This window comes from Allocoleopsis franciscana PCC 7113 (assembly GCF_000317515.1).
Taxonomy (GTDB): domain Bacteria; phylum Cyanobacteriota; class Cyanobacteriia; order Cyanobacteriales; family Coleofasciculaceae; genus Allocoleopsis; species Allocoleopsis franciscana.
Genome location: NC_019738.1, coordinates 6270801 through 6284367 on the forward strand (window position 1 = coordinate 6270801; position 13567 = coordinate 6284367).

Consider the following 13567-nt stretch of genomic DNA (forward strand, 5'->3'; position numbering starts at 1 on the left):
CAGCCACCCCAATGGAAAACTTTACACAGTAAGCTACTCGGCATTCAAGTGCCAAGGTTAAGAAGCTCTTAAGGCTGGGGGAGAAGATTATGCCAATTAAAGGCACATCAGTTTATTCGCTTAACCCAAGCTTTTTTGAGTAGAGTGGAAGTAATAAGAAAGCAAAAGCTAGCGTAGAGTTTCCAAAACCATGAGTTTATCCCTAAAGCAGCTAACCCTTTATCTGACTTTGCTAGGCATAGGCGGGGGTGCAGGGGTGTTGGGTAGTCGTTATCTCATGGCAGAGCAGCAGGTGGCAAGCTCCCCACAGGCAGTTCCCGCTGTCTTGCAGCCCTTGCCGCCTAGGTCATCCATTCCTGCTCCCGACGCCAACGTCAACTTTATTGCTCAGGCTGTAGAGCTCGTGGGGCCAGCGGTTGTGAGGATTGATTCAGCGCGTAAACTCTCATCCAAAGATGTTCCAGAACCGTTCAAAAATCCCTTCTTCCGGCGCTTTTTTGGGAATGAGACGCCCCCTCCTGAACAACGGGTGGAACGAGGAACTGGTTCAGGATTTATTATCAGCTCAGATGGACGTTTGATTACCAATGCTCACGTTATTGCAGGTGCAGATAATGTGAAAGTGACGCTGAAGGATGGTCGGACGTTTTCAGGACGGGTGGTAGGTGTAGATTCAGTCACCGATGTGGCTGTGGTCAAAATTGAGGCGAAGAATTTACCCACCGTTCGTTTAGGAACAGCCCAGAAGCTAATTCCAGGGGAGTGGGCGATCGCGATCGGCAATCCCTTGGGTTTGGATAACACGGTAACGGTTGGCATCATCAGTGCGTTGGATCGCTCTAGTTCTCAAGTCGGTGTTCCCGAAAAACGGGTGAGCTTTATCCAGACGGATGCCGCCATTAACCCTGGTAATTCTGGAGGGCCTTTGTTAAATGCCAAAGGTGAAGTAATTGGAATTAACACAGCCATTCGTGCTGGTGCTCAGGGATTAGGCTTTGCCATCCCGATTGAAACCGCCCAGCGAATTGCCAATCAGCTCTTCACTAAAGGTCGGGTTGAGCATCCGTACTTGGGCATTAAGATGGTAACGCTAACACCAGATTTAAGGAAAGAACTGAATGAAGACAAGAGTTTCGGGGTCAAAGTAACGCGAGACACCGGTGTCGTCATTGTCAGCGTTGCCAAAAACTCACCAGCCGCTCAGGCGGGTTTTCAACCCGGAGATGTGATCGAAAAAGTGGCTGGTAAACCTATTAAGAGTGCAGCAGAGGTACAACAGCAGGTTGAAGTCAGTACGGTGGGAGCCAATTTAGATGTTGAAGTGTCTCGTCAGGGTAACAGACAAAGGCTCCAAGTCCGACCTGGAGCTTTCCCGACGGAGTCATCAGAAGAGTAATACGAAGTGGCGTTCCCAGAGAGCTGGGGAGCTAAGGATCGGCGGCAAAAGTCGGCTATTTTTGACGGCAACTGGGTATAAGCTTATGTGCATTCAAGCTGCATCAAGATAGGGAATAAAAATACTGTGCTTTTCCTACGAAGCTGCCAGCCTTCGTCGCCGTTGTGGAGATTTGCGGTTTAGCATCCCAGCTTTCATCAAAAACCTCCTTGTGGACACCCCCACCTCGCGCAGCAGGTGGGGGAGGAAACAAGGTCAATTATTGGGGTTCAATACCCCAGCAATTGACAATAACGTAGTGGGCTAACCAGCAACCCTGTTGCGCGACAAAGTAGCTGGACTTTAGATGCAGTAAACTGCCCCAATCGTTTCCAATTCAAATCAGAAACACTTACTTGTTTTTGGGTGTCTCCACTTACCCACCCTACGCAAACCCGACCCGCCATTTCTGCCTTAACTAAATCGCCTTTACGGAAATCATGACGAGTAGTTGTACCCCCATATTTTCTACGTTTTCCTCCTTTTGCAGGAATCATTAAATGTAGTTGGCGACGACTGACTGGTGGACGACGAATCACAACGAATGGGGCTGGGGTTATAGACACAAACCCATCCCACCATCCCTGCTTACCTTTAAGTTGTCGGTACTGAATAAACTGACTTGATGCCAGACTTATTCCATCGACAGCATGGGTTTCGGGTGACTGGTTAGATTTATCCTTCTTTTCCTTAACTAATCCAATCTGCTGTCGAATAGCTGCTGTTTCCCATCCGTACAGAGTAGATGTAGGTGCAAGCTTAGACAAATGCTCTAACATCCATTTTTGTCCTACCATCACAGGTGAGAATCCATTGCCTGAACGAGCTTTTTTGCGTCCAGAGGTTAAGTCAACATCAGCTTTAATGTACTCATAGACAACTTGGCTAATCGGAAAGATCTGACATAACTCAGTAGCAACTCTTAGCTCCAATTGCCGATTAGCTCGAACACTTGGAGGCAGTTTATTGCCTCTGCGATTAGCAAATCTTTTCTGACGATGCGCCCTTTGGTTGTAGGGAGCTTTCCGATTAATTCGTCTCCCTCTACGTCCGCGTCTCATCATTCGACGCTGCTCCATTCGGTCTTTGATTGACTGAAATGGCAGCACCAAATGAGCCATAAATAACGTCACTTTGGATGACTGCACTCCAATACCCGAATAGTGCTTACCAGGGTCAATGCCTATTGCTATAGGCTGAGTTTTTTCTCCTGATGGTTGGTTGATTAACTGAATATAAAACACCCCTAAGTCTGACCACTTTTTTACCGCCAATCCATCCTGAATCCAACGACGTGCGCGGCTCGGTTTGGTTGGCATCAATGGCTTTCCTTCTGGTGATACAACTGGAATTCGTAGCATCGTGATAAACCTATGCGCGAGTAATTGTCTCTTCGCCCACCGAATCCAACATGCTTGGCTTGTGCCCAACGCCTCTAACCAGGAGGCTTGCAGATAATCCGAGCTAGAGAAGTACTCTTGATGTGCGTAGCAGGATTCGGCTCAAGGGCTATTCAATGTTTCAGTGAGACTGGCTTCTCACTCCCCCACCTCGCGCTCTTCAGGTGGGGGTTATTGAAGTCCAAAGCAAAAGGGTTAACAGGTGTACTCACAAACTCTGTGAACGCTACCTATCAACCCTTGACTTCATTAGAGGTTTCAGTGGCTAGAGACTGAATTACTCCAGCCTTAACCTCTAATCCTCACAGTTTATTTGCTTTCTGAGAACTCAGCGTCAATCACATCATCACCACCGGAACTCCCTGCGCCTGCGCCTGTGTCGGAACCGCCTGCACCCGGAGGTGTGGGGCCACCATCTGCATCACCACCGGCTTGTTGATACAGGTTGGTGCTGATGCTGTAGAGTACCTGCTGTAATTCTGGAGTCAGCGTTTTAATCCGCTCGTCGTCTTCTTGCTGAACCGCCTCACGCAGGTCTTTGATTAACCCTTCTACCTTCGTCTTGTCAGCTGCGGGAACTTTGTCACCCAGTTCACTCATCTGTTTTTCAGCTTGATAAGTGAGGGAGTCGGCTTGGTTCTTACGGTCAATCTTCTCACGACGCTCTTTGTCAGTAGAGGCATTCTTTTCAGCTTCATTCACCATGCGCTCCACTTCGTCCTTGGGTAGAGTGGAAGCACCTGTAATGCTGATCGATTGCTCTTTACCAGTTCCTTTGTCCTTCGCGGTAACATTGAGGATACCGTTGGCGTCGATGTCGAAAATCACTTCAATTTGGGGAACGCCACGAGGAGCCGGTGGGATACCATCTAGACGGAACAGACCTAGGTCTTTGTTGTCGTTTGCCATCTCACGCTCACCTTGAAGAACGTGGATTTCAACGTTGGTTTGACCATCCACAGCCGTGGAGAAGGTTTCCGACTTCTTGGTGGGGATAGTCGTGTTGCGAGGAATAATCTTGGTCATGACACCACCCAAGGTTTCGACACCCAGAGACAGTGGTGTGACATCAAGGAGCAGGATATCTTTGACTTCACCAGCCAATACACCGGCTTGGATAGCCGCACCGACAGCGACCACTTCATCCGGGTTAACGCTTTGGTTAGGCTCTTTACCTAACACCCGCTTGACCAATTCTTGCACCGCAGGAATCCGGGTGGAACCCCCAACCAAGACGACCTCATCAATCGCGTTCTTGTCAATTTTGGCGTCACGCACCGCGTTCTCGACAGGGATGCGGCAACGGTCGATCAAGTCCGCGCAGAGTTCTTCAAACTTGGCACGAGTTAACACCAAATCCAGGTGCTTCGGGCCATCTTGGGTTGCCGTGATGAAGGGTAGGTTGATTTCAGCTTGGGTAACGCTGGAAAGTTCGATTTTCGCTTTTTCAGCCGCTTCGGTTAAGCGTTGCAGCGCTTGCTTGTCTTTACGTAGGTCAATGCCTTCGTCTTTCTGGAAAGTTGCAGCGAGGTAATCAACGATTTTCTTGTCGAAGTCGTCACCCCCTAGGTGAGTATCACCAGAGGTCGCTAATACTTCAAACACACCGTCGCCAACTTCAAGGATAGATACGTCGAAGGTACCACCACCAAGGTCAAACACCAGAATGGTTTCTTGAGTCTTCTTGTCTAAACCGTAGGCGAGAGACGCGGCAGTCGGTTCGTTGATAATCCGCAGCACTTCAACACCAGCGATTTTACCCGCATCTTTGGTGGCTTGGCGCTGAGAGTCGTTGAAGTAAGCCGGAACAGTAACAACGGCTTGGGTCACCGTTTCACCCAGGTATTTGCTGGCGTCCTCAACTAGCTTACGCAGCACTTGAGCCGAAATCTCTTCGGGCGCAAATTGCTTGCCTTGAGCAGGACTATCAATTTTGACGTTACCGTTGACGTTGAGGGTTTTGTAAGAAACTTCGGTTGCCTCATGGGTGACTTCGCTATGTTTGCGCCCGATGAAGCGTTTGACAGAGTAAAAAGTATTTTCGGGGTTCATCACCGCCTGACGCTTGGCGATTTGACCGACTAGGCGATCGCCATTTTTGGCATAGGCTACAACCGACGGTGTCGTCCTAAACCCCTCTGCGTTAGCAATAACGGTCGGTTTACCACCTTCCATTACGGCGACGCAGGAGTTCGTTGTACCTAAGTCAATTCCAACAACTTTTGCCATAAGAGTGTTCCAGTTTCGTTTAACTACAAATAAGGATTGGGCAGGGGAGCATCAAAATTGAACCGTTTAAGAATTCAACCCGCAGTTGTTTCCCATTTCAATACCATTGGCTCTGCTACCATTCTCTATACTGAGCACTTTCCACCTGTCTCATGAAGGGGGGGTTCCCGAACCTGAGATGGGACGGTTCTGAAAAGGTGATGGCTTTTGCCACTTCTTTCAGAAATGAATGGCTATCGGTAACTTTTTATGACCAATCGCTTTCACTGTGTCTAATGTATGAAAGTTAGGGGCATCAGGGATTGGGGTGAACCGTAATTAATCAGTTGTGTTTGCCGCCTTGAGCGAGTTTTACCTTCCCTTCACTGTGTTTTGATCAACAATGAAGTTATCCCTTGATTAAGAACATTTGTACTGAATCGGATGGAAAGGGATGCGATCGCCAAAATTTAAAGCCTCAAGAATGGCTGGCTGCTACTGAGTAGAATAAAAAAGCTAAATTGCTGCAATATCACTTCTATGGTTTCCCTATCTCCTAGCTTGAAAGCCCAACTCTCCACGCCGCTGAAGATAGGTTCTGTGGAAGTGAACAGCCGAGTTTTACAATCACCCCTCTCTGGTGTCACAGATTTGGTGTTTCGCCGTCTGGTGCGACGCTATGCCCCAGAGTCGATGATGTATACAGAGATGGTTCATGCATCCGGACTGCGCTACGCTAAAGCTCTGCCTAAAATAATGGAGGTAGACCCCAACGAACGACCCATCAGTATTCAACTGTTTGACTGCCGTCCAGATTTTTTAGCGGAAGCCGCACAGAAGGCAGTGGAGGAAGGGGCGGATACGGTGGATATTAATATGGGTTGCCCGGTTAATAAAATAACGAAAAACGGTGGCGGTTCCTCTCTATTGCGGCAACCGGAAACCGCTGAGGCGATTGTGCGGGCTGTAGTCCAAGCGGTTTGTGTCCCCGTTACCGTAAAAACCCGCATTGGTTGGAGTGATGGGGAGATTAATATCCTAGAATTTGCCAAACGGATGGAAGATGCTGGGGCGCAGATGATCACCATTCATGGACGGACTCGCGCCCAAGGATACAATGGGAATGCCCAATGGGAATGGATTGGACGAGTGAAGGAGATTCTCTCGATCCCGGTGATTGCCAATGGAGATATCTTCTGTGTCGAGGCAGCCGTCAATTGCTTAAAACAAACGGGTGCGGATGGGGTGATGTGCTCGCGAGGGACACTCGGCTATCCCTTCTTAGTCGGAGAAATTGATTACTTCCTGAAAACCGGACAATTATTGACGCCCCCGACACCAGAAGAACGCCTAGAATGTGCGCGAGAACATCTGGAAGCCTTGTGGCAGTATAAAGGCGATCGCGGCATTCGTCAGTCCAGAAAACACATGACTTGGTATACTAAAGGTTTTCCTGGGGCAGCTGAATTGCGAGGGCAGTTGGCTGTGATTGAAACCGTTGAGCAGGGTGTTGAATTAATTGAGCAGGCAATAGCCGCCTTACCATAAGCTTGCTCTGTTCACAATTTAAAACAGCTATCTAGGCTAATCAAAAGATGAGCTGTAAATCGGCGAAAGCCGAAATGATCAACTCGGTTAGCCTTAGGATATGTCTAGAGGCATCCGAGTCCTTAGATCAACTGGCTAGTTAACAAGTTGATGTGCTAGGGTAGTTAGCGAGAATTATGTTCGGTGGCAGTTTTTGTGTTGGGTATTTACAGGCTTCTCTCCGGATCTAAATCTCTGCGTTATTTGATTCTGGAGACTTTTTATGTCAATCTATGTAGGTAACCTTTCCTACCAGGTTACATCAGAAGATCTGAGTAGCGTTTTTGCGGAATACGGAACTGTAAAACGTGTTCAAATTCCAACAGACCGTGAAACAGGTCGCTCTCGCGGGTTTGGTTTTGTGGAGATGGAAACAGAAGCTGAGGAAGATGCAGCGATTCAAGAGCTTGATGGTGCGGAATGGATGGGTCGTAGTTTAAAAGTAAACAAGGCAAAGCCTCGCGAAGATCAAAAACGCAGTGGTAGTTACTCACGCCGCTATTAAGGTAAGCGTTGCTCTCCAGACACCAACTCTTTAGTTTTAGTTAATTGACATTTAGTCACCTGATGCAACTCAACACTCAGAAGTTGCTCTCCCTTTACTCCAGTAGTGTGAGGTGATCAACGTGCGGTGAGCATATATTCGATAGCGCTGCTTTGACGCTAATTTATAAACAAAGCAGTGCATCCAACTGCTTGTTATCACCCAGTTTGTTAGAAATTTACATGGATGATAGACATCATTCATACTAAATTATTTGTTCACGCTCAGGAGAAGATAGCATGACCCAAGTGGTTGTCGGTGAAAATGAAGGACTTGAGTCTGCACTGCGGCGCTTCAAGCGTCAAGTGTCAAAGGCTGGAATATTTGCAGATATGAAGCGTTTACGTCACTTTGAGACCCCCATCGAAAAGAAAAAGCGGAAAGCTGTTGCCAGAAGGCGCAAGCGGCGGATGAACTAATTTGTCCCACTATCGATGTTTGCTCTAATACGATAACTCTGTAGAGGCGTGAGTGACGCCTTTACAGCTTTGTTTTATTCAAGATTAAAGAGCGATCTAAACAGTAAACAGCAGGGTACGTTAGAACGCACCCTAATCCTGATTCAGAATCATGATTTACAATTACAATAACCCGACAAAATGCAAAGGTCCCTGACCACTAATTAATTCCAACACTAAAGCCAGAAAACCAATCATCGCAAGACGACCATTCCACACTTCTGCGGCTGTGGTCATTCCCCACTCCCAACGTTCTTGGGGATACATCTTGACTTTCTTCGTGGGACGGATGACTTCAGAAAACTGGCGACTAGGGGCGTCAAGTGAGTCAACCACCAAAGTTGCCAAGGACTCGATAAACATCGGATGGGTATTGAGGGCGGGTACACGATGGAAGCTACCAATACCCGCTTCTTCTGCAAGGTGTCGATACTCCATATCAACCTCTTGTAGCGTTTCGATGTGTTCTGAGACAAAGCTAATGGGTACCACGAGCAAATTTTCGATGCCTTGAGCACCTAACTCTTGAAGGGCGTCTTCTGTATAGGGTTTGAGCCACTCTACCGGGCCAACTCGACTTTGATAAGCCAAAGTATGGGGGTTAGGACGGTTGAGGGTTTGCATAATAAGGGCTGTGCAATCCTCAATTTCTTTTTGGTAGGGGTCACCGGCCTCTGTGACATAACTAACAGGAACGCCATGAGCACTGAAGAAAATGTGAACAGAGTCAGGGTTGGGCAACTGATCGAGTTCTTGGGCGATTAACTGCGCCATCGCTTGCAGGTAACCGGGCTGCTGATACCAGGAAGGAATGACCGTATAGTTAATTCGGTTAAGGGCTGGGTCTTCTTGCCAAATTTTTTCGAGTAAACGGAAGCTGGAACCGCTGGTACTGATGGAAAATTGAGGATACAGAGGAAGAATGACTAAATCTGTAATCCCGTCGCGCTTAATCCGGGCGATCGCTTCTTCTGTGAAGGGATGCCAGTAACGCATTCCGATATAAACTCTGGCGTCTTTCCCGTTTTGTTGCAAATGTTCTTGGAGAGCTTGAGCCTGAGCCTCTGTAATGCGCCGCAACGGTGAACCCCCACCGATTTGTCGGTAGTTTTCTTGAGATTTTTTCGCACGTAATGTGGAAATTAACCAAGCCAGGGGACTTTGCAGCCAGGAGAAGGGTAAACGAATAATTTCGGGGTCCGAAAATAAGTTGTATAGAAAGGGACGGACATCCCTTAACTCATCGGGTCCTCCCAAATTTAGTAATAAAACCCCAACACGGCCCATAGTAGTTACAGCTTCCAAAAACTTTCATATTTGTTACTGATTTTAACAATATATTCTCTTAGTGGTTTGAATTCTCAGTAATAAACATACATCTTTACCAGGACGTGAGCAGTGGCAACTCTTTCAAGGACTTGGAGTTATAAATACCCCTGGCTGTCTAATGGCATTTTTCAACGGGTAGCCATTGGCGTAGGCTCAAAAGGGCGATTTCACCCACTTCCCTGACAAAGCTTAATAATTTCTTTATATTTTAGGTTTTAGACCTGTTGATTCAGGGCGAGAAGTGAACGGCTTTATCTGCGTGGCTTTTGGAGTTCAGCTACTTGTGATTCTAGGGATTGTACACGCTCTTTGAGTTCAATGACTAAGGTAGCAAGGCGCTCAAACATCGGATCGGAGGAAGACACTTGCCGACGATTGCTTCTAGAGGAAATTTGGGGAGTGGGTGAATTTGGAATAGGTTTTTGAGGGGATGAGAGAGGACGCCCACTTAGTTGAGCGAGTTGAGACTCAATGCGGCTAACTTGCGATCGCAGTTGGAAATTTTCAGATTCTATTCGAGCAATCCGAGATTCCAGTAACCCTGGTGATTGAGCAAGGGTTAAGCGCGGTAGAAGGACTAATCCCAAAATTAAGGCAAGGCAAATGATCCCGTATTTGTTGATCATGATGTTTTATCCCGGCAAAAAGCAGCATCGTGATTGCCCAAAGGGCAGCGCCAAAGGCGATCGCTTTCAGGCGAATCACACTTTTTATACTGTCAAATTTGCCAGCCAAGTGCCTGTAGCTTTGGGTGAAGATAAATGCACTACCTTGAGATGGATATATTCAGGTTGAGCCAAAAGAATGGGATACTTGTTTCGATTTTTGCGATAAGTCTTTAGCGCCCACAGCAAGATGGAATCATGGCTGAATGTTTGTCGCCACGTTTCCCGGTTTCCACTCCAAAGTTCTTCTTGCATCACAACTCGTCGCCACGTTCGCCCTAACAGTCGCCCCATAATCACAGGTAGGGGGTAGTCGAGCCAGACAACTGTATTAGCCCGACTCCAGATCAGCGGGCGTATTTTACTGTAATTGCCATCAACCACCCAGCTATTAGTACTTAGCGACTGTTCTACACGTTTTTGGAAAATATTAATCGGTGCTTCTGTCCAATTCGCTTCCCAGTGGAGTGAATCTAGCTCTATATGGGGAATAGCAAGACGTTGAGAAATCTGACGCGCCAAGGTAGTTTTACCTGAGCCAGATGTGCCAACTACAGAAATTCGCTGATTGTAACTGGAGGACAGCATCAATTCATTATGGGTAAACAGGTCTATCTCTTCTGCTTCAGACGCTACACCTTACAGCTCTGCCCCTTTTTTAAGAGTAGAGAAAGATTACATCTGTTGTAACTTTTTGAGAAAACGGTATCAGCGAGTAGGACAGGCGTGCCGCCTGTCCGTTGTCCGTTAAATTAGAAGACACAGAGCTGACGCCTGACAAATTTAAGTTGTATATTCCGCGTTAATCTTCACATAGTCATAACTCAAGTCACAACCCCAAGCTTTACCCGTGCCATGTCCATTACCAACACTTACGGAAATTAAAACAGTATCTTCTTTTAAGTACTCACCTGCCGCCGCTTGTTTGAGATAATTACTAGCGGCTGCACGGTCAAAAGGAAGAGGTTGACCATTTTCCATCATCAAGAAATCCCCTAACTGAACTCGGAGATTTTCTTGCTCAAAGGGTACTCCTGCATAACCTGCGGCGGCGGCAATTCTGCCCCAATTGGGATCGCGACCAAATATCGCCGATTTAACTAAAGATGAGCCAGCAATACTTCGGGCAATTTGACGTGCCGCTTTGTCATCGGCTGCGCCCGAAACTTGTACTTCAATCAGACAAGTTGCGCCTTCTCCATCCCGTGCGATCGCTTTGGCTAAATGTTGACAAACGGCTGTTAGCATTGCCTCCAATTTTTCCGCTTCTGGCCCCATTTCCGTAATGGCTGCCGTTCGGGATTGACCATTTGCCAGAGCAATTAAGGTGTCGTTGGTACTAGTATCACCATCAACCGTAATTTGGTTAAAACTTTTATCCGCTGCCCGACTTAACATCTGTTGCCACAGTGATGTTGAGACAACAGCATCACAAGTAACAAAGGCCAGTAGGGTTGCCATATTGGGATGAATCATGCCAGAACCTTTACAAATGCCACCCACCCGCACGGTGCGATCGCCAATGGTGGTTTCCAGCGCAATCGATTTAGGCACTAAATCTGTAGTCATAATGGATCGCGCGGCTGAGTCCGAACCCGTTTCTGAGGCAGCGGCGACAAGTTGAGGAATTCCTGACAATAGGGCATCCATGCGGATTCGTTGCCCAATCACACCCGTTGAAGCGATCAAAATTGATTCGGGTGGAATATTCAGCGCTTGCCCCAAGGCTTTCGCACTTTCCAGAGCATCTTTCCCACCTTGCTCACCCGTTGCGGCATTCGCTTGCCCTGCATTGACTAAGATGGCACGAGTACTCGCTTTGGCTTGCAGTCGTTGACGACAGTATTCTACGGGAGCCGCGCACACTTGGTTGGTTGTGAACACACCCGCTGCGATCGCATCTACATCTGACAAAATCAATGCTAAATCTGGAAGTCCTGAAGGTTTCAGTCCAGCGGTAATTCCTGCCGCTCGATATCCTCTGGGAGCTGTAACACCGCCTGTAATTTCTTGCCAGTCTGACATGACGCCTCCTGAAAACCTTGACTCCTGTTTGAGAGGCGATTATATCAAGTCTCAGGGGGTTAGACAGCGAAGCGACTAGTATTGATACAAAAAAAAAGAGAGCCACTTGAGGCGACTCTCCCGATCATCAGGGTGCATCTACTTCTCACAAGTATAAAGGTTCGGGGTGGGGGGTGTCACCCCCTATTCAGATTTTTTTCTGATTGGCGTTTATAGGCACAAAAAAGGAGAGCCACTTAAGCGACTCTCCCGACTATCAGGGTGCATCTACTAAGCACACTATAACAATACGGGGGTGAGGGGTGATACCCCTTATTGTGTGATTTTTGTGAAGTTTACATCTGAATTTGATGAACTCAGATAAGTCGCCACTCCTAGCCATTCAGCTTCTTACCCAAGATTTGGTTAGTGAGCTTAGGATCAGCCCGCCCACTGCTTTTCTTCATCACTTGCCCAACAAAGAAGCCTTGGAGCTTAGTTTTGCCCTTGCGATATTGTTCTAGTTCCTTGGGGTTAGCCGCAATCACTTCATCGATAATGGCTTCGAGTTGACTCGTATCAGAGATTTGGATCAGACCCTTACGTTCCACCAATTCTTTAGCCGAACCCCCTTGAGCGAGCAGTTCGGGTAAAATCTCTTTGGCAATCTTACCGCTAATGGTGCCGTCTTCAATCAAGTTGATCAGTTCTGCCAGGGTTGTTGGCTTGAGGGCAATTTCTGCGATCGCCACTTTCTCATTGTTGAGATAAGCCGCAATATCTCCCATCACCCAGTTAGCCGTTTGTTTGGCATTAGCCCCTGTAGCCACAGCCGCTTCAAAATACTCTGCTACTTGGCGATCATCTGTTAGTACACGCGCATCGTAGGCAGAAAGCCCCAATTCACTTTCATAGCGATGCCGTTTTTGGGCAGGAAGTTCGGGAAGTTCGCTACCCCATTGCTCTAATTGCTCTTTAGATACCTCAATTGGAGGTAAATCGGGTTCGGGGAAGTAACGATAATCGCTGGAACCTTCTTTTACCCGCATACTAATCGTGCGTTGGCTACCTTCTTCCCACAGGCGAGTTTCTTGAATAATGCGCTCTCCAGCTTCAACCGCTGCAATTTGCCGCTCAATTTCGTATTCAATCGCCTTTTGGATGGCGCTGAAGGAGTTCATGTTTTTGATTTCGACTTTGGTGCCAAACTCCTCCTGTCCGACGGGACGCACGGAAATATTCACATCGCAGCGTAGCGAACCTTCCTGCATATTGCCGTCGCTGACACCGATGTAGCGCATAATTCGGCGCAATTCTTGGGCATATTCTGCCGCCTCTTGCCCAGAACGCATATCGGGTTCTGAGACAATTTCGATCAGAGGTACACCCGCACGGTTGTAATCGACTAAAGAGTAAGTGGAACCGGAAAGGCGATCGCTCCCTGCGTGAACCAATTTTCCTGCGTCTTCCTCCATGTGCAGACGAGTGATACCAATCCTTTTGCGGATGGGGTTACCTGCTTCATCAGGAAGTTCAATTTCCAGCCATCCGTGTTCGGCAATCGGTAAGTCAAATTGAGAAATCTGGTAATTCTTAGGCAGATCGGGATAAAAATACTGTTTCCGGTCAAACTTACTGTAGGGGGCAATCTTGCTATTCAGGGCTAAGCCTGCTTTTACAGCATATTCCAGTACCTTTTGATTCAGGACGGGCAATACCCCAGGCAGTCCCAAACAAATTGGATCGATGTTTGTATTCGGAGTCCCACCGAATTCTGTAGAGGAATGAGAGAAAATTTTAGTTTCCGTACTCAGCTGACAATGGGTTTCTAGACCAATAATTGCTTCATACTGAGTTTTAATCGGTGCAGCAGTGGTCATAGGCGTTTTGTTTGCTGTCTTATCGCAACAGGTCTTTACTCTAGTTTAGGAGACGCC

The 13567-nt window shown here is 47.5% G+C and carries 11 protein-coding genes; 4 read left to right on the top strand and 7 right to left on the bottom strand.

The window, feature by feature from the left end; all coding sequences use genetic code 11:
- Window positions 1–190 precede the first annotated feature (190 nt).
- Window positions 191–1396: an HhoA/HhoB/HtrA family serine endopeptidase gene (locus tag MIC7113_RS25715; protein WP_015185128.1), complete on the top strand. Its 1206-nt coding sequence runs from the start codon at window positions 191–193 to the stop codon at window positions 1394–1396.
- A gap of 269 nt (window positions 1397–1665) precedes the next feature.
- On the opposite strand, the gene MIC7113_RS25720 is transcribed toward MIC7113_RS25715, so the two are convergent.
- Together MIC7113_RS25720 and dnaK are read right to left on the bottom strand one after the other, a co-directional pair.
- On the bottom strand, window positions 1666–2796 hold the full coding sequence (locus MIC7113_RS25720; RefSeq protein WP_041780225.1) for an RRXRR domain-containing protein: 1131 nt from the start codon (window positions 2794–2796) through the stop codon (window positions 1666–1668).
- A 348-nt stretch (window positions 2797–3144) separates the two neighbouring features.
- Window positions 3145–5064 carry a molecular chaperone DnaK gene (dnaK, locus tag MIC7113_RS25725; RefSeq protein ID WP_015185130.1) on the bottom strand — a complete coding sequence of 640 codons (1920 nt, stop codon included), beginning with the start codon at window positions 5062–5064 and terminating at the stop codon, window positions 3145–3147.
- Between the two features lie 519 nt (window positions 5065–5583).
- On the opposite strand from dnaK, the gene dusB reads away from it, so the two are divergent.
- From dusB to rpsU, 3 genes are all read left to right on the top strand, one after another.
- Window positions 5584–6591: a tRNA dihydrouridine synthase DusB gene (dusB, locus tag MIC7113_RS25730; protein WP_015185131.1), complete on the top strand. Its 1008-nt coding sequence runs from the start codon at window positions 5584–5586 to the stop codon at window positions 6589–6591.
- 262 nt (window positions 6592–6853) lie between these two features.
- Complete coding sequence (locus tag MIC7113_RS25735) at window positions 6854–7135, top strand: RNA recognition motif domain-containing protein (protein ID WP_015185132.1); 282 nt, start codon at window positions 6854–6856, stop codon at window positions 7133–7135.
- A gap of 278 nt (window positions 7136–7413) precedes the next feature.
- Window positions 7414–7593, top strand: a complete 180-nt coding sequence (rpsU, locus tag MIC7113_RS25740) for a 30S ribosomal protein S21 (RefSeq protein WP_015185133.1) — start codon at window positions 7414–7416, stop codon at window positions 7591–7593.
- 162 nt (window positions 7594–7755) lie between these two features.
- On the opposite strand, the gene hemH is transcribed toward rpsU, so the two are convergent.
- The 5 genes from hemH to gatB all read right to left on the bottom strand — a co-directional run bounded on the left by hemH (window position 7756) and on the right by gatB (window position 13510).
- The gene (hemH, locus tag MIC7113_RS25745) at window positions 7756–8919 is read right to left on the bottom strand and encodes a ferrochelatase (RefSeq protein ID WP_015185134.1); all 1164 of its coding nucleotides are present in this window, start codon (window positions 8917–8919) and stop codon (window positions 7756–7758) included.
- Between the two features lie 293 nt (window positions 8920–9212).
- Complete coding sequence (locus tag MIC7113_RS25750) at window positions 9213–9587, bottom strand: hypothetical protein (RefSeq protein ID WP_015185135.1); 375 nt, start codon at window positions 9585–9587, stop codon at window positions 9213–9215.
- An 84-nt stretch (window positions 9588–9671) separates the two neighbouring features.
- Window positions 9672–10214, bottom strand: a complete 543-nt coding sequence (locus tag MIC7113_RS25755) for an AAA family ATPase (RefSeq protein WP_015185136.1) — start codon at window positions 10212–10214, stop codon at window positions 9672–9674.
- Between the two features lie 195 nt (window positions 10215–10409).
- Complete coding sequence (gene argJ, locus MIC7113_RS25760) at window positions 10410–11651, bottom strand: bifunctional ornithine acetyltransferase/N-acetylglutamate synthase (RefSeq protein WP_015185137.1); 1242 nt, start codon at window positions 11649–11651, stop codon at window positions 10410–10412.
- A 374-nt stretch (window positions 11652–12025) separates the two neighbouring features.
- The gene (gene gatB, locus MIC7113_RS25765; protein ID WP_015185138.1) at window positions 12026–13510 is read right to left on the bottom strand and encodes an Asp-tRNA(Asn)/Glu-tRNA(Gln) amidotransferase subunit GatB; all 1485 of its coding nucleotides are present in this window, start codon (window positions 13508–13510) and stop codon (window positions 12026–12028) included.
- Window positions 13511–13567 lie beyond the last annotated feature (57 nt).

What these genes read in the sequence shown, in the direction of transcription:
- MIC7113_RS25750 (WP_015185135.1), bottom strand. Translation starts at nt 9,587, where the DNA reads ATGATCAACAAATACGGGATCATTTGCCTTGCCTTAATTTTGGGATTA.
- gatB (WP_015185138.1), bottom strand. Translation starts at nt 13,510, where the DNA reads ATGACCACTGCTGCACCGATTAAAACTCAGTATGAAGCAATTATTGGT.
- dnaK (WP_015185130.1), bottom strand. Translation starts at nt 5,064, where the DNA reads ATGGCAAAAGTTGTTGGAATTGACTTAGGTACAACGAACTCCTGCGTC.
- MIC7113_RS25755 (WP_015185136.1), bottom strand. Translation starts at nt 10,214, where the DNA reads ATGCTGTCCTCCAGTTACAATCAGCGAATTTCTGTAGTTGGCACATCT.
- rpsU (WP_015185133.1), top strand. Translation starts at nt 7,414, where the DNA reads ATGACCCAAGTGGTTGTCGGTGAAAATGAAGGACTTGAGTCTGCACTG.
- MIC7113_RS25720 (WP_041780225.1), bottom strand. Translation starts at nt 2,796, where the DNA reads ATGCTACGAATTCCAGTTGTATCACCAGAAGGAAAGCCATTGATGCCA.
- hemH (WP_015185134.1), bottom strand. Translation starts at nt 8,919, where the DNA reads ATGGGCCGTGTTGGGGTTTTATTACTAAATTTGGGAGGACCCGATGAG.
- MIC7113_RS25735 (WP_015185132.1), top strand. Translation starts at nt 6,854, where the DNA reads ATGTCAATCTATGTAGGTAACCTTTCCTACCAGGTTACATCAGAAGAT.
- argJ (WP_015185137.1), bottom strand. Translation starts at nt 11,651, where the DNA reads ATGTCAGACTGGCAAGAAATTACAGGCGGTGTTACAGCTCCCAGAGGA.
- dusB (WP_015185131.1), top strand. Translation starts at nt 5,584, where the DNA reads ATGGTTTCCCTATCTCCTAGCTTGAAAGCCCAACTCTCCACGCCGCTG.
- MIC7113_RS25715 (WP_015185128.1), top strand. Translation starts at nt 191, where the DNA reads ATGAGTTTATCCCTAAAGCAGCTAACCCTTTATCTGACTTTGCTAGGC.